Origin of the sequence: Streptomyces sp. AC602_WCS936, assembly GCF_019049125.1 — a bacterium.
Classification (GTDB): Bacteria; Actinomycetota; Actinomycetes; order Streptomycetales; family Streptomycetaceae; genus Streptomyces.
Genome location: NZ_JAGMUF010000012.1, coordinates 21,023 through 40,875, shown reverse-complemented (window position 1 = coordinate 40,875; position 19,853 = coordinate 21,023). Strand labels below are relative to the sequence as shown.

Genomic DNA, 19,853 nt, shown 5'->3' with positions numbered 1-19,853 from the left:
CGTACGAGTGACCGATCCACGAAGGAAGGGCGCGGGATGACGGCCGAGGACGACGGTCTGTTCGCGTTACCGCAAGCGGACGACGCTCCACCGGGCCCGCCGGAGGCGGCGACCGAGTCCCCACGGGCCGACGCCCCGCTCGCCGTGCGGATGCGGCCGCGGTCGCTCGCCGAGGTCGTCGGCCAGGCCCACCTGCTGCGCCCCGGCGCACCCCTGCGACGGCTGGCCGAGGGCGGCGAGGCGGCATCCGTGTTGCTGTACGGTCCGCCGGGCACGGGAAAGACCACTCTGGCGCGCCTGATGGCCGCCGTCGCCGCCCGGCAGTTCGTCGCCCTCTCGGCGCTGACCAGCGGCGTCAAGGAACTGCGCGACGTGATGAACGGAGCGCGCCGTCGCCGCGACGGCCAGGGCCGGCGGACCGTCCTGTTCATCGACGAGGTGCACCGCTTCTCCAAGACCCAGCAGGACGCGCTGCTCGGAGCCGTCGAGGACGGGCTGGTCCTGCTCGTCGCCGCCACCACGGAGAACCCGTCGTTCTCCGTGGTGTCCCCGCTCCTCTCCCGCCTGCTGGTACTGCAGCTCCAGCCCCTGGACGAGGACGACGTCCGCGAGCTGCTGCGCCGGGCGGTCAAGGACGAGCGCGGCCTCGATGGCGCGGTCTGTGTGACGCCGGAGGCCGAGGACGTCCTGGTGCGCCTCGCGGCCGGTGACGCCCGGAGCGCCATGACCGCGCTGGAGGCGAGCGCCGACGGGGTGACGGGTACCGGCGGCACCGTGGTCGACGTTCCGGCGGTGGAGCGCGCCGTCGCCGAGACCACGGTGCGGTACGACCGGCAGGGCGACCAGCACCACGACGTCGTCAGCGCGTTCATCAAGTCGGTACGCGGCTCGGACCCCGACGCGGCGCTGCACTACCTGGCCCGCATGCTCGTCGCCGGCGAGGACCCGCGCTTCATCGCGCGGCGCCTGGTGGTGCACGCGAGCGAGGACGTCGGGCTGGCCGACCCCACGGCCCTCCAGGCCGCCGTCGCCGCGGCCCAGACGGTCCAGCTCATCGGCATGCCCGAGGCTCGCCTGGCCCTGGCCCAGGCCACCGTGCACCTGGCCATGGCACCGAAGTCGAACTCGGTGATCACCGGGATCGACGAGGCCATGTCCGACGTCCGGGCGGGCGCCGTCGGCGAGATCCCCGCGCACCTGCGCCACAGCCGCTACACGGGCGCCAGGGAACTGGGCAACGGGATCGGCTACCGCTACCCGCACCGGGTCCCCGAGGGAGTGCTGGCGCAGCAGTACCCGCCGGGCGACCTCGTGGAGAAGGACTACTACCGCCCCACGCGGCACGGCGGGGAACGTGACCTGCACGAGCGCCTCACCAGGCTCCGCCGTGTCGTCCGGGGCGAGGAGCGGTAGCGCCGGCCTCACGGGCGTGAGGCCGGCGCTCGGACGCGTCACGCGACGGCGGTGCCCTCGAGCTCGATCATCTGACCGGGGATCGCCAGCCGCGTCACCCCGAGCATGGTGGTGGTCGGCGCCACGCCGGCGGCGCCCAGGCGGCCCGCCAGCACACCGTAGTGCTGGAAGAGCAGATCGACGTCGGTCGTGTAGACGTTCAGCCGGACGAGGTTCGAGAGGGTCATGCCCGCCTCGGCGAGCACCGCCTCGATGTTGTCGACGGCCAGCGCCAGCTGCGCCGCCATGTCACCGTCGTGCTCGGGCTTGCCTTCCTTGCTCATCGCCGTCTGGCCCGAGATGTACAGGGTGCGCGAGTGCCCGGAGACGACCTCGCCCTGGTTGAATCCCATCTCGACCGACCACGACACCGGGTTGACCGCGTTACGTTCCATTGACGCACCTGCTCCATTCGGTTCATGACACTGCGCACGCCCACCGCTTCGGCAACCGCCGCGCTCTGACGTCGTGCGATGAACCCTGTCAGGAATACGTGACACCCTTGGTCATGTATTTCGCTAGGGTTTTCCCATGCGCGCCGACCGGTTGGTTTCCCTGGTGCTGTTGCTGCGTCAGCGAGGCCGGATGACCGCGGAGACACTCGCCCGTGAGCTGGAGGTGTCGACCCGGACGGTGCTGCGCGACATAGAGGCGCTCTCCGCGGCCGGGGTCCCGGTCTACGCGGAGCGCGGGCGGCACGGCGGGTTCGCGCTGCTGCCGGACTTCCAGACGGCGCTCACCGGCCTGAACCACGACGAGGCGCTCGCCCTCGTGGTCGCCGGATCACGGCGCGGCGCGCAGTTGTTCGGCCTGGGGTCGGCGCTCGCCTCGGCCGTGCTGAAAGTGGTCGACGCGCTGCCCGAGGGGCTGCGGGACACCGCCGCCGGAGCGGCGCAGCGGCTGCTCATCGACCCGGAGACCGATCTCCTCTCGCGTCGCGTGGCGCCCGAGGAGGTCTCCGACTCCATCGCCGCCGAGGTCCGGCGCGCGGTGTTCGCCGGGCACAAACTGCGCATCTACTACGAGGCCGTGGGCCGGTCCCCGCAGTGGCGCACGGTGGACCCGATCGGTCTGGTCACCGTCAGGGACCAGGGCTACCTGCTGGCCAAGCGGGGCACCGAGGACCGCACCTACCGGTTGAGCCGGGTCCTGGCGGCCGAGGAGCTCGACGAACCCGCGCAGCGTTCGGACACCGTCGACCTGGACCGGGCCTGGCGCGAACGCAACGTGCGGTTCCGGACCGGCGGCGACAACACCGCCGTGGTGGTCCGCGTGGACCCCGCGCGCCGGGAGCACCTGGTCGCCACCGCACTGGCGGTCCGCTCCGAGGAGACCGACGAGGACGGCCGGCTCCGGCTGCACGTCGTCTTCCAGGACGCACGGCACGCGGAGTGGGCGCTGTGGCAGCACGCCATGTACGCGGAGGTGGAGGCCCCGCAGTGGCTGCGCACCTCGCTGCACCACCGCGCGACGGTGATCGCGGCCCGCTACGTGCCGCCGGCCTGAAAGCCCAGGCCACCCCTGCGAGGCCGAAACAACGGCCACGGCCACGGACACGGCCGGAAAGAGCCGCGTCCCACTGCGGTCGCCCGTGCGGGCGGCCGCACGGGTGTACGGCGAGCCGCTGCCGGACCTGGTGTACCTGCCGTGTGCGGGGACTCCGCGCCACGCCGCCCCGCTCCTCGTGGAAGGCGCGCGGCAGGTCGTCGCGGTCGACCTGTCCGAGCTGAGCCTGACCGCCGGACTCGGCCGCGACGTCCCCGCCGGTCTGCGCGGTCACGTCACCAGCGGTTCCCGCACGCGCTGGCCGTACCAGGTGGGCGACCTCGGCATGATGGGCGAACCCGACTGCTGGTACCGGGCGGTGCGCCCGTGAACGCCCCGGACGCCGCGACGGCGGGCCCCGGCCACCTCCGGATCGGCGCTTCCCCGGTCCACGGACGCGGCGTCTTCACCACCCGCGCCAGCACAGCAGGCGGGACCGTCGAGTCCTGTCCCGTACTCCTGGTACCCGCCGCCCAGCGCCATCTAGTCGACGACACGACCCTGTACGACTACTACCCCCTGTGGTTCGACCCGGCCCCGTAGCTTCGGAACACACGGGACGACGACCACGGTGAGACCCCGCGGGTGTCAGAGTGGCTGTGCCGGCGAGGTCGCGGCGGCGCTCGGTGCGAGGGTGCCCGGCTTCGTGCTCCGCATCCGTAGGAAGGCGATCACCAGGAGCAGGGCGGCGACGCCGATCAGGGCGAGCGGTGTCACGTCGGTCAGGACGGTCAGGAGCAGACCCGCGGAGGCCGCCGTCTCCCCGAGGTCCTTCGAGCTCTCGGGCGTGACGCCGAAGGCGAGGACGGACACCGGGAGCAGGGAGGTCGGCTCGCCGTCGACGGTGGCGGTGGCCACGATCTCCCGTGAGCCACTCCGCCGTACGCGGCGCGGTGGCGCCCGATGCCGCCGCCTTCGAAGCGCTCACGGACGAGACCACCCCCGACCGGCCACTGGCCGTGGTGTACACCCACCGGAACGTCACCCACGCGTCCCTGGCGCGGGACCGGCCCGTCACCGCTCCGGAGCACCCGCGGTTGGTGGCGCCCCGAGGTGTGGGAGAAGCTCGCCGCCGGCCTGCGGGCGAGACTCGGCACGCTGACCGGGGAACGGGCGGCGGAGGTGGAGCGGGCGCGCAAGCTCGCCCTGGACGAGTTCCACCTGCGCGCCGAGGGCCGGGACATGCCGCAGGACCGCGCCGCGGCGCTGCGGCAGCTCGACGAGCGGATCCTGAGGCCGATCCGGGCCGCCGTCGGGCTGGACGACTGCCACCGGGCCCTCGGCGGAACGGCACCGCTCCCCACCGGGGTCCTGGAGTTCCTGGCGAGTGTGGGACTTCCCGTGTACGAGGTGTGGGGCCCGCGCGAGACCAGGTGCCGGAAATCCGGTTCACGACTCCCTCACGAGCCCCGGGGCGGAGTGGAGGATTCGCGCCGGAAGCCCGGCCGGTCGGCCGAAGGTGGAGCCGGAGAGCGCGGACCAGCGTCCTACACGGCAGGCAACCACCATGGAGGGGCGACCCGATGGACCAGCGAACGTCCGACCGCGGCGCAGGCGTGACCACCGAGTTCGAGAGGGACGTCGTCAAGCTGATGCTGGAGACGATGCGCGCGGTGGCCAAGCAGGAACGCGACGATGTCGGCACGGAGGGCCTGTTGTACGCGCTCGTGTCGGGCGATTGGGCCGCGGGTTCCGCGATCGCCCCCGGGATGAGGGCCTCCGGTTCACTCGGCGGTTCGATCGGGAGCCGGGGGACATCCGTGTGGATCAGTGGGGACGCGGGTGACGACACGGCGGGAAGCCCGGAGGACGAGCGCGAGATCGATGCCGTCTGGCGTGAGGTCCGGCACGAGGAGGCGCGGAGGCTGCGCTGGAAGAATCGGAAGGAGGAGCAGACACGGGTTCGACTGCCTTCGACGACCGCCGCGGTGCGCGCCTGTCTGCGCAAGGCGCTGGAGGCCGCGCGGGAGGAGCGCACCGTCTCCGTTCGCGTCCGTCACGTGGCGCAAGCGCTGATGGCGCTGCCCGGTACGCGTGCCCACGAGGCCATGGTGGTGGAGAAGCTGGATGTCTCGGCCGCCTCGGCCGCGCTCGACGCGTTGCGGGGCAGCGACGAAGTGCCGGAGCCGGGTTCGGTGCTGATGATGCGCAAGGCGGGGGCGTTCGGGAAGAGCGGCAATCCGCTGACCCGGAAGTTCACCGCCTGGGTATTCGGGGGCGGCGCCGGGTTCGGCTCCCCGGTCGTGGCCGCGGTCCGTTCGGAGGCACAGCGGAGCGCGGTGCGGCGCGGGGCGCCGGAGACGGAACCCGCCGATGTGCTGCTCGGCATCCTGGCGCTGGACCGGTCGCTGGCCGTCGCGGAACGAAAGCTGCCCGAGGAACTGGCGGGAGCGAATCGAGGGGGAGAACTCCTGCGGCGGCACGGCGGCCGGCATGGTGCTGTGGCCCGCGTGCTGCTTCCCTCCACCGGAGTCGCGGAGGAGGAGCCCCCGGAGGTGGCCGGTTCCGCCGACTTCGAGCGACGGCTTCTGCACGTCACGCAGTTCACCGCCTCCGCGCAGGGCTCGCCGACGGTCGGCACGACTCACCTCCTGGCCGCCCTGCTGGACGAGAAGGGGACTGACGCGGACTCCGTGGCGGAGGTCGAGCGTGTGCTCACCGAGAGCGGTGTGGATGTCGACGGGCTGCGGGCGGAGCCGGAGCTGCGGGTCCCCGGAGGAGCGGCACAAGACGTCTGATGCTGCGGGCTCCCCGTGGGCGAAGCGGTGCGGGGAGCCGGAGCGGGGGCGTCCGGAGGACTCGATGTCACGGGGCCTCGATGTCACGGGTAGCGTGACCGTCCGCCTCCTCCGTCCGGCGGGCCGGCAGAGCCGCTCCGGCCGCGGCCGCGGCGCACCCCGCGCACAGCAGCCACACCACCACGTAGGCGCCCTCCCCCGGTACGGCGTCCGGCGTCGTGGTGGCGTGGGAGGAGGTGGCCGGCACGGCGGCCATCAGACCTCCGGCGATCGCCCCGCCGAACGTCTTCACGTTGTTGTGGAGAGCTGTCGCCACTCCGCTGCGGGACCGGTCGGCGGCCTCGACGATCACCGTGGGCACGGCGCTCAGCGGGCGCGGCTTGACCTTGACACGTTGTTAAGGTGTGCCCTGGGTGCAGGAGGTGGTCCCGATCAACACCACAGACGGAACCGACCGCAACACTCGCGTGGCCCGGGCCCTGAGCGCCGAGGACGGCTCGGTCCGGCTCCAGGCGGCCCTGGCGGCCGGCACGCGGCCCGACCCGGGCTTCCTGGAGGCGCTCGTCGAGCGGTGCGCCGTCGAGCCGGACTTCTTCGTGCGGGACATGCTGTCCTGGGCGCTGACCCGCCTGCCGCCGGAGGACACCCTGCCCCGCGTCCGCCGCGAACTCGGCTCCGAGCGCACCCAGGCCCGCAGCCAGGCGCTGCACACACTCTCCAAGATCGGCGACAGGAGCGCGTGGGCCTGGATCACGCGCGGCATGCTGTGCGACGCCGACGACGAGGTCGCGCGGACCGCGTGGCGCGTCGCCGTCGTCCTCGTGCCCGAGGAGGAGAAGGAGGACCTGGCGGGCGAACTGGCCGGGCAGCTCGGCCGCGGCGACCGCGAGGTGCGGCTGAGCCTGAGCCGGGCCCTCATCGACCTCGGGGACGTGAGCGGGCCGGCCCTGGAGAAGGCCGCGGCCGGCCCCGACCCGGCGGTGGCCGCGCACGCCCACGCCACGGAGCTGCTCCGGCGCGATCCCGAGGCCGGTTTCGATACGGCCGTCGAGGAGGCGAGGCGCCTGGTCGCACTCGGCCCCGAACGAGCCGCCGCCTGTGCCGCCGCGTCGGCCGGGGCCGCCGGGGCGGAGACCACGGAGTGCTGATCGGCGAAGTGGCCCGCCGCTCGGGGGTGAGCCCCCGCATGCTGCGGCACTACGACGCCCTCGGACTGGTGCGGCCGACCGGTCGCACCGTCGGCGGCTACCGCGAGTACTCGGCCGAGGACGTCCGCAGGATCTTCCACGTGGAGAGCCTGCGGTCCCTCGGGCTCTCGCTCAAGCAGATCGGGCGCGCGCTGGAGGACCCGGCCTTCTCGCCGTCCGCCCTGGTCGGCGACCTCATCCGGTGGACGGAGGACCGACTGGCACGGGAGCGGGAACTGCTGGAGCGGCTGCGGGCGATCGACGCGTCGGCACCCGCCGGCTGGCCGGACGTCCTGGACGTCGTCGCCCTCATGCAGGGGCTCGACTCGACCAGCGCCGCACGCCGGCAGCAGACCGTGCTGGTCCGGCCGGAGGGCGCCGCCGTGCCGCCCGAGCTGCTGGCCGGGGCGGTCCTGTCCGAGTCGGACCCCGTCGTCGGGGGCGCCCTGCGCTGGGCGCTCGCCCGGTCGGGCGGGGACGGCCTCGCGACCCTGGCGGCCGGTCTCCGCTCGGACGACACCGACGTCCGGCGGCGTGCGGTACTGGCGATCGCCGCGCTGCCCGAGGTCCCCGGGGCGGCCGAGGCGCTGGGGGACGCCCTCGGGGACGCGGACCGGACGGTGCGCGGGCACGCCGCGCTGGCGCTGGGCAGGCGTGGCGAGGAAGCGGCGGTGCCGACGCTGGTCGGCATGGTGGTCGAGGGGGCCAACGACGTGGACGCCGCGGAGGTCCTGGGGACGCTGTCCCAGGAGCCCGGGTGCGCGGAGCGGATCATGGCCGCCCTGGACGACGAACTCGCGGCGCCCACCGCGGACTCGGCGACGCGGATCCGGCTGGCCCAGGCCCTGGTCGAGCTGTCGGGGGACGCCCCGCTGGAGGTACTGCGCCGGCTGTCCCGGGGCGACGACCGTGCCGTCGCCCTCGTCGCGTCGGCCTTCGCCGGGGTCGTGGAGAAGCGGTCCTCCGACGGACCCGCGTGACCCACCGCTCGCGGACGCTCCCCTCAGCGGCCGACCAGCTCCGCGAACCGCCCGGCGTCGACGTTCCCTCCCGAGGCGATGACGCCGACCCGGCGCGGGCGGGGGTCCAGGCGTCCGGCCATCAGCGCCGCCAGCGCGGTGGCGCCGCTGGGCTCCAGGACGATCTTCAGGCGTTCGAAGGCGAAGCGCATGGCCGCGACGATCTCGTCGTCGCCGACGAGGGCGATCGCGTCGACCAGGCGCCGGTTGACGGAGAAGGTGATCTCGCCCGGGGTGGGCAGGGCCTGGCCGTCGGCGATGGTCCGGGGGACGGGAATGGTGACGCGTTCGCCGCTGTCCAGGGACCGCTTGGTGTCGTCGCCCGCCTCCGGCTCCACGCCGACCACCCGGATGCCGGGGTGCAGGGCCTTGGCGGCGGTGGCGCTGCCGGCGACGAGTCCACCGCCGCCGACGGGGACCACGAGGGCGTCGAGCGCGCCGGTCTCCTCCAGGAGTTCGAGGGCCGCGGTGCCCTGGCCGGCGATGACGTGCGGATGGTCGTACGGCGGGATGAGGGCGAGGCCGCGCTCCTCGGCGAGCGCTTCCCCGAGGGCGGTGCGGTCCTGGGTGTAGCGGTCGTAGGTGACGATCTCGGCGCCGTAGCCGGCGGTGGCCTCCCCCTTGGAGCGCGGGGCGTCCTCGGGCATGAGGATGACGGCGGTGGTGCCCAGTTCCCGGGCGGCCAGCGCCACGGCCTGGGCGTGGTTGCCGGAGGAGTAGGCGGCGATGCCCTTCGCCAGCTGCCCGGCGGACAGCCGGGAGGCCGCGTTGTAGGCGCCGCGGAACTTGAAGGCGCCGACCCGCTGGAAGTTCTCGCACTTCACGAACACCTCGGCGCCGACCAGGGCGTCGAGCGTGCGGGAGGTGAGGACCGGGGTGCGGTTGGCGATGCCGTCGAGACGTGCGGCGGCGTCCCGGACGTCGGCGAAGGTGACGGGCGGTGCGGTGGTCATGCGTGAGGTCCCTCCTGGAAACTCCGAGCGGGTCGGCCCGACCCGCGTGGCGTCGCGCGAGTCAACCTAGCCTCCCGCTCCGCCCTCCTCTCGGCCCGGCCGCCACCGTCCCCGATGTCCGGGGCTTGTTCCGCGCCGTACGGGAAACCTGAGGCGCCATGGCGAGACTCCCGACGCGGCGACCCGCGGACACCCCCGGCGGCCCGGCGCTCAAGCGCGCGCTGACCACCCCGCTGCTGTACTTCTTCATCCTCGGCGACGTCCTCGGCGCCGGCGTCTACGTCCTGGTGGGCCAGGTGGCCGCCGACGCCGGGGGCGCGGTGTGGGTGCCGCTGGGCGTCGCGCTGCTCCTGGCGATGCTGACCGCCGCCTCCTACGCCGAGCTGGCCACGAAGTACCCCCGCGCGGGCGGCGCCTCCCACTACGCCACCCGTGCCTTCGGGCCGTTCGCGGGGTTCGTCGCCGGCTTCTGCATGCTGGCGGCCGGCATCGTCTCCGTGGCCGCGCTGGCCCGCGGCTTCGGCGGCGACTACCTGTCGGCGTTCGTGACCCTGCCCGTGGGACTCGTCGCGGTCGTGTTCCTCGCCGTCCTCGCGCTGGTCAACGCGCGCGGCATCAAGGAGTCCACCCGAGCCAACGTCGCCGCCACCGTCGTCGAGGTCGGCGGCCTCCTCGTCATCGTCGCCCTCGGCGGCTGGCTGCTGCTGCGCGGCGACGGCGACGTGGGCCGGCTGGGACAGCTCGGCACCCCGGAGAAGGGGGCCGCGGCGGCCGTACTGAGCGGCTCCGTGCTGGCGTACTACTCCTTCGTCGGCTTCGAGACCTCGGTGAACGTCGCCGAGGAGACCCGAGACCCCCGCCGTTCCTACCCGCGCGCCCTGTTCGGTGCCCTGGCCACCGCGGGCGCCGTGTACGTCCTGGTGGGCCTCGCCGCGTCCGTCGCCGTCCCGACGGCCCGGCTGGCCGAGTCGAGCGGGCCGCTCCTCGAGGTCGTCGAGGAGGCAGGGGGCGTACCGACGTGGCTGTTCAGCGCCATCGCCCTGGTCGCCGTGGCGAACGGCGCGCTGCTCACCGGCATCATGTCCTCCCGCCTCGCCTACGGCATGGCCCGCGACGGCCTGCTGCCCGCCGCGCTGACCAGGGTCCTGCCCGGCCGCCGTACGCCGTGGGCCGCGATCGCGCTGACGACCCTGCTGTCGATGCTGCTCGCGCTGACCGGCAGCGTCGCCACCCTGGCGTCCACTCTGGTCCTGCTGCTGCTCGTGGTCTTCCTCATCGTCAACACGGCCGTACTTGTGCTGCGCCGCGACCCGGGGGAGGCCGGCCACTTCCGGGCCCCCACCGCGCTGCCCGTGCTGGGCGCCGCGTCCTGCGTCGCCCTCGCCACGCAGATCGAGGCCGAGGTGTGGCTGCGCGGACTGCTGGTGGTGGCCGTCGGGACGGTGCTCGCCGCGCTCGCCGCCGTTCGGCGCTCCGGACGGGCGCGGCGATGAGGGCGATGCCCTTCACCCCCTCCGGCGCCACTAGTACGGGTGGGCGCGGGAGTGGTGCGGCGCGGGGTCCTCGCCCGCGAGCAGCGAGCCGAACGTCGGCGGCGGCGCCGGCGACAGCGCGCCAGAGCTCGGCGGCTCGCTGGACACCGCCCAGGACTCCGTGGGCGGCGGGCCGGCCGTCGCCGAGCGGCTCGCGACCAGTCCGGAGGCCGGGCCCCAGCAGGCCCGGGCCACGGCCGACGCGGTGCACCAGGCCTTCGCCCACGGAGCGTCGGCGACCAGCCTCGTCGGCGGCGTCGTCGTGGCCGCCGGCACCCTGATCGTCATCGCGGTACCGCCCGGCCGCCGCGCCCGGCAGCGCCCCGGGGAGAAGCCGGCCGAGGCGCCGGACATGGCGTTCAGCGACTCGGCACACTGACCCCGGGTCCGCTCGCGTCACTCGGTCAGCGCGGCCAGCTCCTCCGCCGTGCGGGGGCCCGTCGCCGAGTCCGCCAGCAGCCCCCGCGCCCGCAGTACCCGCGCCGCCGCGACGCCCCACGGCAGGCGCAGCCCGGCCTGCCGCAGCGGTTCCGTGCGGGCCAGCGTCGCGGCCGTCGGGCCGGTGTGCACACCGGTGGGCGTGAGCAGCGCGGCGTCGTCCGACCAGCGCAGGGCGAGGTCGACGTCGTGGGTGGCCATCACCACTGTGGTGCCGCCCGCGCGGAGCCGGTCCAGGGTGACGAGCAGCCGCTCCTGCCCGTCCGGATCGAGCCCGGCCGTCGGCTCGTCCAGGATCAGCACCCGGGGCCGCATCGCCACGGCTCCGGCGATCGCGGCCCGCTTGCGCTGCCCGTACGACAGCAAGTGCGTGGGCCGGTCGGCCAGCCGGGCGATGTCCAGCGCGGCGAGCGCCTCCCCGACCCGGGACCGGACCTCCGCGTCGGACAGTCCGAGGTTCAGCGGTCCGAAGGACACGTCCTGCGCGACGGACGCCGCGAAGAGCTGGTCGTCCGGGTCCTGCACCACCAGCTGCACGGTGGTCCGCAGCCGGGTGAGCCCCCGGCGGTCGTACGTCACCGGCTCCCCGCCGAGCGTCAACCGCCCGGCGCGCGGCCGCAGTCCGCCGCTGAGCAGCCGCATCAGCGTGGTCTTGCCGCTGCCGTTGCGGCCCAGCAGCGCGAGCGCGCGACCCTCGCGCACCGCGAAGTCCAGGCCGGTCAGCACGTCCGGCCCCTCCTCGTAGGCGAAGGACACGCCCCGCAGGGCCACCAGGGCCGCTTCCGGCTCATTCACGACAGGGGTCCTTCCAGTACGAGGGTGAGGGCGGCCAGCGCCGCCAGCAGCGCCACGCTCGCCGCGGTGAACGGCACGGAGACGCGGGCGTCGGGCACCAGCACCCGCAGGGTGCCGTCGTAGCCGCGCCCGGCGAGCCCGCTCTGCAGCCGTGCCGCCCGGTCGAAGGCCCGCACGAACGCCGTGGCGCCGAGCCCGCCGAGCGAACGCCAGGCCGCGGCCCGGGTGGTGTGCCCCAGCCGCGCCGCCTGCGCCTGCCGCACCCGGCGCACGGAGTCCAGCAGCAGGAAACTCATGCGGTACGTCACCAGCGCCACGTCCACCACCGGCGCCGGCACCCCGGCCCGCACCAGCCGGGGCAGCAGGTCGGACATCGGTGTGGTGAACGCGAACAGCAGCACCCCGAGGGAGGCCGCCGAAGTGCGCAGCAGCAGCTCGCCGGCGCGTACCGGCCCGCCGTCCGCCGCCGTCAGGAACCCGTCCGGGCCCCCGACCTGAACGAGCAGCGGCAGCGCCCCCGTCACGCAGAAGCCCAGCGGCACCCGGTACGCCCGCCACAGCCTGCGCCCGGGCACCCCCGCGGGCCCCAGCAGCACGGCGAGCGCCGTCACCAGCACCAGCGCCGCGCCCGGCCAGGGCGGCAGCGCGACCGCCAGCACGGTCAGCCCGAGCCCGAGCACGGCCTTGTCCACGGGATGACGGCGACGCCAGCGACTGCTGTGCGCCGCCGCGTCGATCGGCAGCACTCAGTCCCCTTCGGGCGCGTCCCGCACAGCCGTCGCCGCCCTCGCCCGCTCCGCGCCCTGCCGCCGCCCCCGGCGCAGCCCGAAGTAGTACGCGAGCACGCCCGCGCCGATCGCGGCCTGCAGGGCGAACAGCGCCGACTCGACCTCCCCCGAGGGCGGTTCGTACAGCGGCGAGAACCACGGCTCGTAGTCCGGCTCGATCTCGGTGATCGCCGTCTCCGCCTCCGCGTCGGCCCCGGCGAACGGCTCCTCCTTGTGGTCGCCGAGTCCCAGCGCCAGCGGCAGCACCGCGAGCGCGGCCACGGCGAGCAGCAGCAGCGCGTTGATCTTGGCGTTCCGGCTCATCGGGCCACCTCCTGTCCCTCGGTCTTGGCGGCCCCCGTGGTCCCCGTCCTCGTCAGCAGCACGCCCAGCCGGGTCAGTTCCCCCTTGCTGGACTGCACCAGCAGCCGCATCACGACCACCGTGAGCAGGCCCTCGCTCACCGCGAGCGGGATCTGCGTCACGGCGAAGACGGACCCGAACTTGCCGAGCGAGCCCAGGAATCCGCTGCCCGGGTCGGGGAAGGCCAGCGCCAACTGCACGCTGGTGACGCAGTACGTGGACAGGTCGGCGACGAACGCCCCGCAGAACACGGTGACCATCAGCGGCACGTCGAAGCGGCGCAGCAACCGGTAGACGCCGTACCCGGCCCACGGGCCGACGATCGCCATCGAGAAGACGTTGGCGCCGAGCGTGGTCAGCCCGCCGTGCGCGAGCAGCAGCGCCTGGAAGAGCAGGGTGATGGTGCCCAGCACCGCCATGACCGGCGGCCGGAAGAGGATCGCGCCCAGACCGGTGCCGGTCGGATGGGAGCAACTCCCGGTGACGGACGGCAGTTTCAGGGCCGACAGGACGAAGGTGAAGGCCCCGGAGGCGCCGAGGAGCAAGGTGCTCTCCGGGTGCTCCCTGACCTCACGGGTGAGTGACCGTACTCCGTGGACGACGAACGGCGCGGACGCGACACCCCAGGCGATCGCGTGCGCCGGAGGCAGAAAGCCCTCGGCTATGTGCATGACTCGGCAGACCCTCTCCAGCACCTCGTGGATGGACGACGCGCCTTGGCCGGTCTCCTGGCTTACGGGTACCACCGCCCGTGCTCCGCCTTCCCGGATCGCAAGCGATCCAGTGGCTGCCCGCGAGGGCCGGAGCCGGACTTCCCGATTCACAGTGGCGAGGGCCGCACCGGCATCACACCGGATTTCCCGTTCACCAAGGCGTGACGACGGTAGTGCTCCCACGAGGGTGGTGACAAGCGGGCCTCCCGCCCGGCGGGCGCGTGCGCCCCCTCAGCCTTCCCGCGAGCCGGGCCGGTCCCGCCCCGTGCGCCGCACCACCATGTCGCGCATCCGCTGCGTCAGCGCGGTCGCGGCGGCGGTCAGGAACACGAAGCTGTACGCGATCTGCAGAACCGTCACGATCCGCGCCGACTGGCCCCGCGGGGTGATGTCGCCGTACCCGACGGTCGCCAGGGTGACGATCGTGAAGTACAGGGCGTCGACGCGGGTGTGCAGGCCGGTGAACTCGCCGGGCTGTTTGGCGAGGGCGTAGTAGGTGGCCGAGAAGACGTGCACGGACAGGACGATCAGCAGGGAGAGGACCATGCCGGGCCGGGAGTCCGGCCGGTCGACCAGTACGTGCCGGATCTGCCGGAGCAGCAGCACGGCCACGGCGGTCAGGACCAGGGCGAACAGCAGCCAGCTCAGCAGGGGGCGTTGCGGGCCCAGATGATCGAGGGGGAGGAGGAAGTAGGCCGTGACCACGACCGCCGCGGCCCCGGCCCGCAGCCCCCAGGGCCGCACCGCCCGCCACCCGGCCGACCGGCCCCTCACCGCCCCGCCCGCCACCCGGCCCACCGCCCCGTCACCGCCCCGTCCCGGCCGCCGGTCCGCCGTCCGTGTCCGGCCCCGCCCCTGGTCTCCCGTCCGCCTTCGTCCCCGGACCCCCGTCCGCGCTCGGCTCGGTCCGGCGGGTCACCTGGGCGACGATGAAGGCGACCACCGACCCGGTGACGATCAGCGGCATCTGGTCGTGCGCGTCGCCGCCCATCAGCAGTACCGCCAGCACGGCGCTGGCCAGCGGCAGCCCCGTCACCGCGGCCGCGGCGGCGGAGATGCCGAGGGCGAGGGCCGGCGTCGTTCCGAAGCCCGGCAGGCCGGAGCAGGCCAGGGCCGTCGCCGTGCCCAGCAGCACCGCCGGGAAGATCGGGCCGCCGCGCAGACTGCCCAGCGCGATGCCCCAGGCCAGCCCTTTGCACGCGACCAGTGCCACCAGCGCGCCCACCGACCAGGCGTGCGGGTGCGCGGCGAGCTCGGCGAGCGTGGCCTGCCCGGACAGTGCCGCCTGAGCCGGGGAGCGGCCGGTGATCAGGGCGTACGCGCTGACGCAGACGCCGACCGCCGTGGCGCAGGCGACGGTGCGGACGGCCGTGCGCTCCCGCGTCCAGGAGACCGTGCGCCGGCCCAGCTCGCGGCCCAGCGTGATCAGCACGGCGATCAGCGCCGCCGTGGGGATGCCCCAGAGGAAGTCCCCGGCGTCCGGATTGGCGCCCGGCGGCAGGTCGTGCAGCGTGAGGGCGCCGATCTTCAGGCCGGTCCACTGGCCGAAGCCGGTGAAGACCAGGGCGCCCGTCGCGCTGGCCAGCAGACAGGGCAGCAGCAGGGCGACCAGCTGGGCGCCGCCGAGCCCGGCCCCCTCGATGAGCAGCACGGCCGCGGCCACCGGGCCGCCGAGAATGGTGGAGATCGCGGCGGTGGAGCCGGCCGTGGCGAGGACCGCGCTCGCTTTCGGGTCCCCGGCCGCACCCGCCCGCCGCACCGCCAGCAGGGCGAGCCCGCTGCCCACGGCCATCAGCGGCGCCTCCGGCCCCAGCACCACCCCCAGGGGCAGCGTGGCCAGCGCGGCCAGGACCGCACCGGGCAGCGCGCGGGGGCCGACGGGCGCGCCGCCCAGCCCGTTCACCGGCAGATGACCGCCGCCGCCCGGCATCCGGGTCACGATCGGCGCCAGGATCAGCCCCGCCAGCACCAGCGCGGGCAGCGGCCACCACCAGGGCGGGGCGTCGTACCCCACCGCCTCGGGCAGCGCCGTCCACACCCAGTGCTGGAGCTCGTGCTGCAACCCGACGAAGAAGAAGCAGGCCAGCGCGATGGGCACACCCAGCAGCACGCACAGCAGCAACAGCCGCAGGTAGCCGGGGCTGAGCAGGGTGCGCCGCAGGGACTGCTCGGCCCGGCCCGGCACCGCGTTCGCCGGCGCGGGCTGCGTCGTCACGGGCCTCCTCCGTCCACCGCACCCGGTCCCTCACGAGCGTTCGCATGTGCGGCTCAGTAAACGCGAGGCGCACTGGGCCCGCACGCGCACGGCGCCCGTCCCGGGGACCGGGCGGCACGGCGCGGCAGCTGCCTGCCTCACCCGTTCGGCGGACCCGTATGGCCGGGCGGTGCGGGTGGCCGCAGGCTCGAATGACCTGTCGGCGCCTCGGGGTGCCGATGGGCGCAGGCCCGTACGGGGGACACGCAGAAAGGACTCCGCTCATGAGCCAGCACGCCGCACCTTCTCCCGGCAGGCCGACGCACGGCGCCGGCACCCCGCGGTCGGCGGACCGTTCCAGCGGCTGGGTGACCGGCGGCGTCGTCTTCGCGGGCGTACTGCTGCTGCTGAACGGCGCCCTCGCCGTCCTGCAGGGCATCGCGGCCATCGCCGAGGACGACGTGTACGCCCGCGTCGGCAGCTACGTCTACGAACTCAACCTGACGGGCTGGGGCATCATCCACGTCATCCTGGGCGCACTGGTCCTCGTCACCGGAATCGGCCTGCTCAAAGACATGGCCTGGGCACGCTTCGCGGGCATCTTCCTCGCCTCGCTCAGCCTGATCGCCCAGTTCCTGTTCCTGCCGTACTCGCCCGTCTGGTCGGTGATCATGATGGCGATCGACGTCTTCGTCATCTGGGCCCTGGCCAGCCGCCAGGACCAGGCCGCCTGAGGAGCCGTCAAGAAGGACCGTCCACCGCCGGTGACCTCCGGAGCCGCCCCGGCCTCCGGAGGTCACCGCCGTCCGGAGGCCGGGGCGCGGCCATCACCGGCGCCGCAGCGCCCGGCCCAGGGCCGCCGCGGCCAGCGCCGCGCCGACGGCGGTCACCCCCGTGCCCGCCACCGCCAGCGCCTTCGCCCGCAGCCCCGGCGCCGCCGGACGGGCGCCCGGCGCGGTGCCGTACGCGCTGCCCGGCACTTCGGTGTCCCCGGCGGGACGGGGCAGCGCCGAGGCCAGCAGCTCCGCCAGGTGAACGCCCTCGTGGCCGCCGCTGTCGAACTCGTGGATCTGCGTGCGGCAGCTGAACCCGTCGGCGAGGACCACCGTCGCCTCGTCCTCCTCCCGCAGCCGCGGCAGCAGCACCCGCTCCGCGCACGCCTCGCTGACGTCCAGGTGGCCCCGCTCGAAACCGAAGTTGCCGGCCAGCCCGCAGCACCCGGAGTCCAGCCGCTCGGCGTCGACCCCGGCCCGGCGCAGCAGTTCCCGGTCGGCCTCCCAGCCCATGATCGCGTGCTGGTGGCAGTGCACCTGGGCCAGCGCCTTCGCGGACCGCTCGGGCACCCGCGGCGGCTCGTAGCCCGGGGAGTGGTCGGTCAGCAGCTCGGACAGCGTGACCGTCTGTTCCGCCAGCCGGCGCACGTCCTGGTCGCCGGGGAACATCTCGCCCGCGTCCGCCCGGAACACCGCCGTGCAGCTGGGCTCCAGCGCCACCACCAGACCGCCCGCCCGCACGTGCTCGGCGAGGCTGCGCACGGTCCGGGTGAGGACCTTCCGCGCCGTCCCGAGCTGTCCGGTGGAGATCCAGGTCAGCCCGCAGCACAGCGGCTCGGACGGCAGCTCCACCCGCCAGCCGGCGTGCTCCAGCACCCGGACCGCGGCCCGTCCGATGTGCGGGTGGAAATGGTTGGTGAAGGTGTCCGGCCACAGCAGCACCGACCCGCGCCGCCCGTCGCCCTCCGGTTCGTGGCGTGCGAACCACTGCTCGAACGTCTGCTCCGCGAACAGCGGCACCTCCCGGTCCGCCACCCCGGCGGCCAGCACGGCCGCCTTCGACAGCAGCGGGGCGTGCGTGAGCGCGTTGACGACCGGCGCGAGCCGGGTGCGCCCCACCACTTGCGCGAGCGCGGGCAGCCAGCCCATCGACCAGTCCGAGCGGGGCCTGCGCCACGGCCGGCCCTCGTAGTGGTGGGACAGGAACTCCGCCTTGTACGTGGCCATGTCCACGTCCGCCGGACAGTCCTTCTTGCACCCCTTGCAGGCCAGGCACAGATCGAGCGCGTCCTTGACCGCCTCCGACCGCCAGCCGTCCCGCAGGGCGCCGTCGCCGTGCCCGTCGAGCATCTCGAACAGCAGCCGCGCCCGGCCCCGCGTCGAGTGCTCCTCCTCGCGGGTCACCTGGTACGACGGGCACATCACCGTGCCGTCACTGGTGTGCTGCCGGCACTTGCCGACCCCGACGCACCGGTTGGCGGCCTGCGAGAACGACCCCCCGTCGTGCGGGAAGCGGAAACGCAGGTCGCGGGGCTCGTACGGGGCCCAGTCACCGCCCAGGCGCAGGTTCTCGTCCAGCCCGTACGGCGCGACGACCTTCCCCGGGTTCATCCGGTCCAGCGGGTCGAAGACGGCCTTCAGCCGCCCGAACGCCTCGACCAGCGCCTCCCCGAACATCCGCGGCAGCAGCTCGCCCCGGCTCTGCCCGTCCCCGTGCTCCCCGGACAGCGACCCGCCGAACTCCACGACGAGGTCGGCCGCCCGCTCCATGAACCTCCGGTACGTCGCCACCCCGTCCGCGGTGTACAGGTCGAACGGGATGCGGGTGTGCACGCAGCCCTGCCCGAAGTGCCCGTACAGGCTGGGCCCGGTGTCGCTCAGGTAGCCGAACTCCTCGAAGAGCGCGCGCAGCCGCCGCAGGTAGTCGCCCAGTTTCCCGGGGGCGACGGCCGAGTCCTCCCAGCCCTCGAAGGTGTCGGGCTTGCCCGGGATGTGCGCGGTGGCGCCGAGCCCGGCCTCCCGGACCTGCCACAGCGCCTGCTCGTTCGCCGGGTCGTCGAGGAACGAGCAGTCCGCGTCGTGCTCGGAACGGTGCACCGCCTCCAGCATCCGGTGCGCCCGCGCGCCCGCCTCCTCGACGGTGTCGCCGCCGAACTGCACCAACAGGTAGGCGTTCCCGTCGGGCATCTCGGCGAGCGCCTTCTCGTTGAGGCCCTTGATCCGCTCGTCGCGGACCAGCCGGGCGTCCACGCCCTCCAGCGCGATCGGCTCGTGCGGCAGGACGTCGGGCACCGCGTCGGCGGCCTTGTCGATGGTGTCGAACCCGAGGACCACCAGGGCCCGTTCCTTCACCACCGGCACCAGTTCCAGCTCCGCCCGCAGGACGGTGACCAGCGTGGACTCGCTGCCCACCAGCAGTCCGGCCACGTCGAAGCCGTGCTCGTGCAGCAGCGAGTCCAGGTTGTAGCCGGAGACCCGGCGCGGGACGTCCGGGAACCGGCGGCGGATCTCGTCCCCGTAGGTGTCGCGCAGCGCACGCAGCCGCCGGTAGACGGTCGCCCGCAGGTCGCCCTGCCGCTCGATCGCGGCGTACTCCTCGTCGCTCGTCTCCCCGCACCAGAACCGGGTGCCGTCGTAGAGCAACACCTCCAGCCGGGCGATGTTGTCGACGACCTTGCCGTGCGCCTGGGCGGTGGCGCCGCAGGAGTTGTTGCCGATCATGCCGCCGACGGTGCAGTTGGCGTGGGTGGCGGGCTCCGGCCCGTAGCGCAGGCCGTACGGCGCGAGCTGCCGGTTGAGGTCGTCCAGCACGATCCCGGGCTGCACCACGCAGGTGCGGGCGTCGGTGTCCACGGACTCCACGCGGGTGCAGTACTTCGACCAGTCGAGCACCACCCCGGCGTTGGTGCACTGCCCGGCCAGGCTCGTCCCGCCGCCCCGCGACAGCAAGGGCGCACCGTACTCCCTGGCCACGGCCACCGCCCGGGCGCCGGCCTCCGGGGTGCGCGGGACGACCACTCCCATGGGCGTCTGCCGGAAGTTCGAGGCGTCCGTGGAGTACGCGGCCCGGCTGCCGGCGTCGAAGCGGACCTCGCCGTCGACCCGTTCGCGCAGCGCGGCCTCCAGTCCCCGGAGATCGACGGGCGCGGGGGCACCCTCGCGGACGACGGGTTCGGGCAGGTCCAGCGCACCCATGGGACTCTCCTTCGGCTGTCGGCGCGGCAAACGGCATCGCGCGCGTGGCGCGGCCGTCGCTGAGTACCCCGGCCCCTGTGGCGGCAACCACCGGACACGGAGCGTCGCGAACCGTGTCGGTGTTGGGCCGAACGGGTGACTTGGCGTAAGAATTGGCTGGTGCACGCAATGAAGGCGAGTGGATTTCGG

Annotated in this window: 21 protein-coding genes, 1 pseudogene and 1 riboswitch; of the genes and pseudogenes, 11 read left to right on the top strand and 11 right to left on the bottom strand. The window is 74.2% G+C overall.

The annotated features are described in order from the left end of the window. The first annotated feature begins 36 nt into the window (after positions 1-36). Positions 37-1,413 carry a replication-associated recombination protein A gene (locus KUM03_RS06050; RefSeq protein WP_217245962.1) on the top strand — a complete coding sequence of 459 codons (1,377 nt, stop codon included), beginning with the start codon at positions 37-39 and terminating at the stop codon, positions 1,411-1,413. Between the two features lie 38 nt (positions 1,414-1,451). On the opposite strand, the gene KUM03_RS06045 is transcribed toward KUM03_RS06050, so the two are convergent. Next, a complete protein-coding gene (locus KUM03_RS06045; protein ID WP_217245961.1) occupies positions 1,452-1,847 on the bottom strand; it encodes a RidA family protein in 396 nt (131 codons plus the stop codon). Positions 1,848-1,983: 136 nt separating this feature from the next. Here KUM03_RS06045 and KUM03_RS06040 point away from each other — a divergent pair, with 136 nt between their 5' ends. From KUM03_RS06040 to KUM03_RS06030, 3 genes are all read left to right on the top strand, one after another. Beyond that, positions 1,984-2,958: a YafY family protein gene (locus KUM03_RS06040; RefSeq protein ID WP_217245960.1), complete on the top strand. Its 975-nt coding sequence runs from the start codon at positions 1,984-1,986 to the stop codon at positions 2,956-2,958. An 85-nt stretch (positions 2,959-3,043) separates the two neighbouring features. Continuing rightward, entirely contained in the window at positions 3,044-3,328 is a 285-nt protein-coding gene (locus KUM03_RS06035; protein ID WP_217245959.1) for a hypothetical protein, read from the top strand. After that, complete coding sequence (locus KUM03_RS06030) at positions 3,325-3,540, top strand: hypothetical protein (RefSeq protein WP_217245958.1); 216 nt, start codon at positions 3,325-3,327, stop codon at positions 3,538-3,540. Before KUM03_RS06035 ends, KUM03_RS06030 begins: the two co-directional genes overlap by 4 nt. Before the next feature lie 45 nt (positions 3,541-3,585). Here KUM03_RS06030 and KUM03_RS06025 read toward each other — a convergent pair whose 3' ends face one another. Then, positions 3,586-3,855 carry a hypothetical protein gene (locus KUM03_RS06025; RefSeq protein ID WP_217245957.1) on the bottom strand — a complete coding sequence of 90 codons (270 nt, stop codon included), beginning with the start codon at positions 3,853-3,855 and terminating at the stop codon, positions 3,586-3,588. Positions 3,856-4,050: 195 nt separating this feature from the next. On the opposite strand from KUM03_RS06025, the gene KUM03_RS06020 reads away from it, so the two are divergent. Both KUM03_RS06020 and KUM03_RS06015 read left to right on the top strand, forming a co-directional pair. Continuing rightward, entirely contained in the window at positions 4,051-4,557 is a 507-nt protein-coding gene (locus KUM03_RS06020) for a hypothetical protein (protein WP_217245956.1), read from the top strand. Beyond that, positions 4,521-5,735 (top strand): Clp protease N-terminal domain-containing protein, encoded by a 1,215-nt coding sequence (locus tag KUM03_RS06015; RefSeq protein WP_217245955.1) that lies wholly within the window; start codon positions 4,521-4,523, stop codon positions 5,733-5,735. The genes KUM03_RS06020 and KUM03_RS06015 overlap by 37 nt, the downstream gene beginning before the upstream one ends. 67 nt (positions 5,736-5,802) lie before the next feature. Here KUM03_RS06015 and KUM03_RS06010 read toward each other — a convergent pair whose 3' ends face one another. Next, positions 5,803-6,096 (bottom strand): hypothetical protein, encoded by a 294-nt coding sequence (locus KUM03_RS06010; protein WP_217245954.1) that lies wholly within the window; start codon positions 6,094-6,096, stop codon positions 5,803-5,805. 52 nt (positions 6,097-6,148) lie between these two features. Here KUM03_RS06010 and KUM03_RS06005 point away from each other — a divergent pair, with 52 nt between their 5' ends. Together KUM03_RS06005 and KUM03_RS06000 are read left to right on the top strand one after the other, a co-directional pair. Further along, positions 6,149-6,883 carry a HEAT repeat domain-containing protein gene (locus KUM03_RS06005; protein ID WP_217245953.1) on the top strand — a complete coding sequence of 245 codons (735 nt, stop codon included), beginning with the start codon at positions 6,149-6,151 and terminating at the stop codon, positions 6,881-6,883. Next, the gene (locus KUM03_RS06000; RefSeq protein ID WP_217245952.1) at positions 6,877-7,902 is read left to right on the top strand and encodes a MerR family transcriptional regulator; all 1,026 of its coding nucleotides are present in this window, start codon (positions 6,877-6,879) and stop codon (positions 7,900-7,902) included. The genes KUM03_RS06005 and KUM03_RS06000 overlap by 7 nt, the downstream gene beginning before the upstream one ends. Before the next feature lie 23 nt (positions 7,903-7,925). Here the strand turns inward: KUM03_RS06000 and KUM03_RS05995 are convergent, their stop codons facing one another. Continuing rightward, positions 7,926-8,894: a threo-3-hydroxy-L-aspartate ammonia-lyase gene (locus KUM03_RS05995; RefSeq protein ID WP_217245951.1), complete on the bottom strand. Its 969-nt coding sequence runs from the start codon at positions 8,892-8,894 to the stop codon at positions 7,926-7,928. Between the two features lie 158 nt (positions 8,895-9,052). On the opposite strand from KUM03_RS05995, the gene KUM03_RS05990 reads away from it, so the two are divergent. Next, positions 9,053-10,387 carry an APC family permease gene (locus tag KUM03_RS05990; protein WP_217245950.1) on the top strand — a complete coding sequence of 445 codons (1,335 nt, stop codon included), beginning with the start codon at positions 9,053-9,055 and terminating at the stop codon, positions 10,385-10,387. Between the two features lie 64 nt (positions 10,388-10,451). Continuing rightward, positions 10,452-10,805 (top strand): annotated as a pseudogene (locus KUM03_RS05985) (MFS transporter); the annotation flags it as partial. Positions 10,806-10,822: 17 nt separating this feature from the next. On the opposite strand, the gene KUM03_RS05980 reads toward KUM03_RS05985, so the two are convergent. The 6 genes from KUM03_RS05980 to KUM03_RS05955 form a co-directional block, all read right to left on the bottom strand. Then, positions 10,823-11,659 (bottom strand): ATP-binding cassette domain-containing protein, encoded by an 837-nt coding sequence (locus tag KUM03_RS05980; RefSeq protein WP_217245949.1) that lies wholly within the window; start codon positions 11,657-11,659, stop codon positions 10,823-10,825. Then, positions 11,656-12,405 carry a cobalt ECF transporter T component CbiQ gene (gene cbiQ, locus KUM03_RS05975; protein ID WP_217245948.1) on the bottom strand — a complete coding sequence of 250 codons (750 nt, stop codon included), beginning with the start codon at positions 12,403-12,405 and terminating at the stop codon, positions 11,656-11,658. The genes KUM03_RS05980 and cbiQ overlap by 4 nt, the downstream gene beginning before the upstream one ends. Further along, complete coding sequence (locus KUM03_RS05970) at positions 12,406-12,750, bottom strand: energy-coupling factor ABC transporter substrate-binding protein (RefSeq protein WP_217245947.1); 345 nt, start codon at positions 12,748-12,750, stop codon at positions 12,406-12,408. Further along, positions 12,747-13,460, bottom strand: coding sequence for an energy-coupling factor ABC transporter permease (locus KUM03_RS05965; RefSeq protein ID WP_217245946.1), 714 nt, complete (start codon positions 13,458-13,460; stop codon positions 12,747-12,749). The genes KUM03_RS05970 and KUM03_RS05965 overlap by 4 nt, the downstream gene beginning before the upstream one ends. Before the next feature lie 29 nt (positions 13,461-13,489). Further along, positions 13,490-13,676: riboswitch (cobalamin riboswitch) on the bottom strand. 57 nt (positions 13,677-13,733) lie between these two features. Then, entirely contained in the window at positions 13,734-14,246 is a 513-nt protein-coding gene (locus KUM03_RS05960) for a potassium channel family protein (RefSeq protein WP_308406260.1), read from the bottom strand. A 61-nt stretch (positions 14,247-14,307) separates the two neighbouring features. Further along, positions 14,308-15,717, bottom strand: coding sequence for a chloride channel protein (locus KUM03_RS05955; protein WP_217245945.1), 1,410 nt, complete (start codon positions 15,715-15,717; stop codon positions 14,308-14,310). 263 nt (positions 15,718-15,980) lie between these two features. On the opposite strand from KUM03_RS05955, the gene KUM03_RS05950 reads away from it, so the two are divergent. Further along, positions 15,981-16,430, top strand: a complete 450-nt coding sequence (locus KUM03_RS05950) for a hypothetical protein (protein ID WP_217245944.1) — start codon at positions 15,981-15,983, stop codon at positions 16,428-16,430. 93 nt (positions 16,431-16,523) lie between these two features. Here KUM03_RS05950 and KUM03_RS05945 read toward each other — a convergent pair whose 3' ends face one another. Then, positions 16,524-19,664 (bottom strand): FAD-binding and (Fe-S)-binding domain-containing protein, encoded by a 3,141-nt coding sequence (locus KUM03_RS05945; RefSeq protein WP_217245943.1) that lies wholly within the window; start codon positions 19,662-19,664, stop codon positions 16,524-16,526. Positions 19,665-19,853 lie beyond the last annotated feature (189 nt).

Coding starts and splice junctions, on each gene's coding strand:
- KUM03_RS05995 (WP_217245951.1), bottom strand. CDS start 8,894: ATGACCACCGCACCGCCCGTCACCTTCGCCGACGTCCGGGACGCCGCC.
- KUM03_RS05950 (WP_217245944.1), top strand. CDS start 15,981: ATGAGCCAGCACGCCGCACCTTCTCCCGGCAGGCCGACGCACGGCGCC.
- KUM03_RS06045 (WP_217245961.1), bottom strand. CDS start 1,847: ATGGAACGTAACGCGGTCAACCCGGTGTCGTGGTCGGTCGAGATGGGA.
- KUM03_RS05970 (WP_217245947.1), bottom strand. CDS start 12,750: ATGAGCCGGAACGCCAAGATCAACGCGCTGCTGCTGCTCGCCGTGGCC.
- KUM03_RS06050 (WP_217245962.1), top strand. CDS start 37: ATGACGGCCGAGGACGACGGTCTGTTCGCGTTACCGCAAGCGGACGAC.
- KUM03_RS06015 (WP_217245955.1), top strand. CDS start 4,521: ATGGACCAGCGAACGTCCGACCGCGGCGCAGGCGTGACCACCGAGTTC.
- KUM03_RS06040 (WP_217245960.1), top strand. CDS start 1,984: ATGCGCGCCGACCGGTTGGTTTCCCTGGTGCTGTTGCTGCGTCAGCGA.
- KUM03_RS05965 (WP_217245946.1), bottom strand. CDS start 13,460: ATGCACATAGCCGAGGGCTTTCTGCCTCCGGCGCACGCGATCGCCTGG.
- KUM03_RS05990 (WP_217245950.1), top strand. CDS start 9,053: ATGGCGAGACTCCCGACGCGGCGACCCGCGGACACCCCCGGCGGCCCG.
- KUM03_RS05945 (WP_217245943.1), bottom strand. CDS start 19,664: ATGGGTGCGCTGGACCTGCCCGAACCCGTCGTCCGCGAGGGTGCCCCC.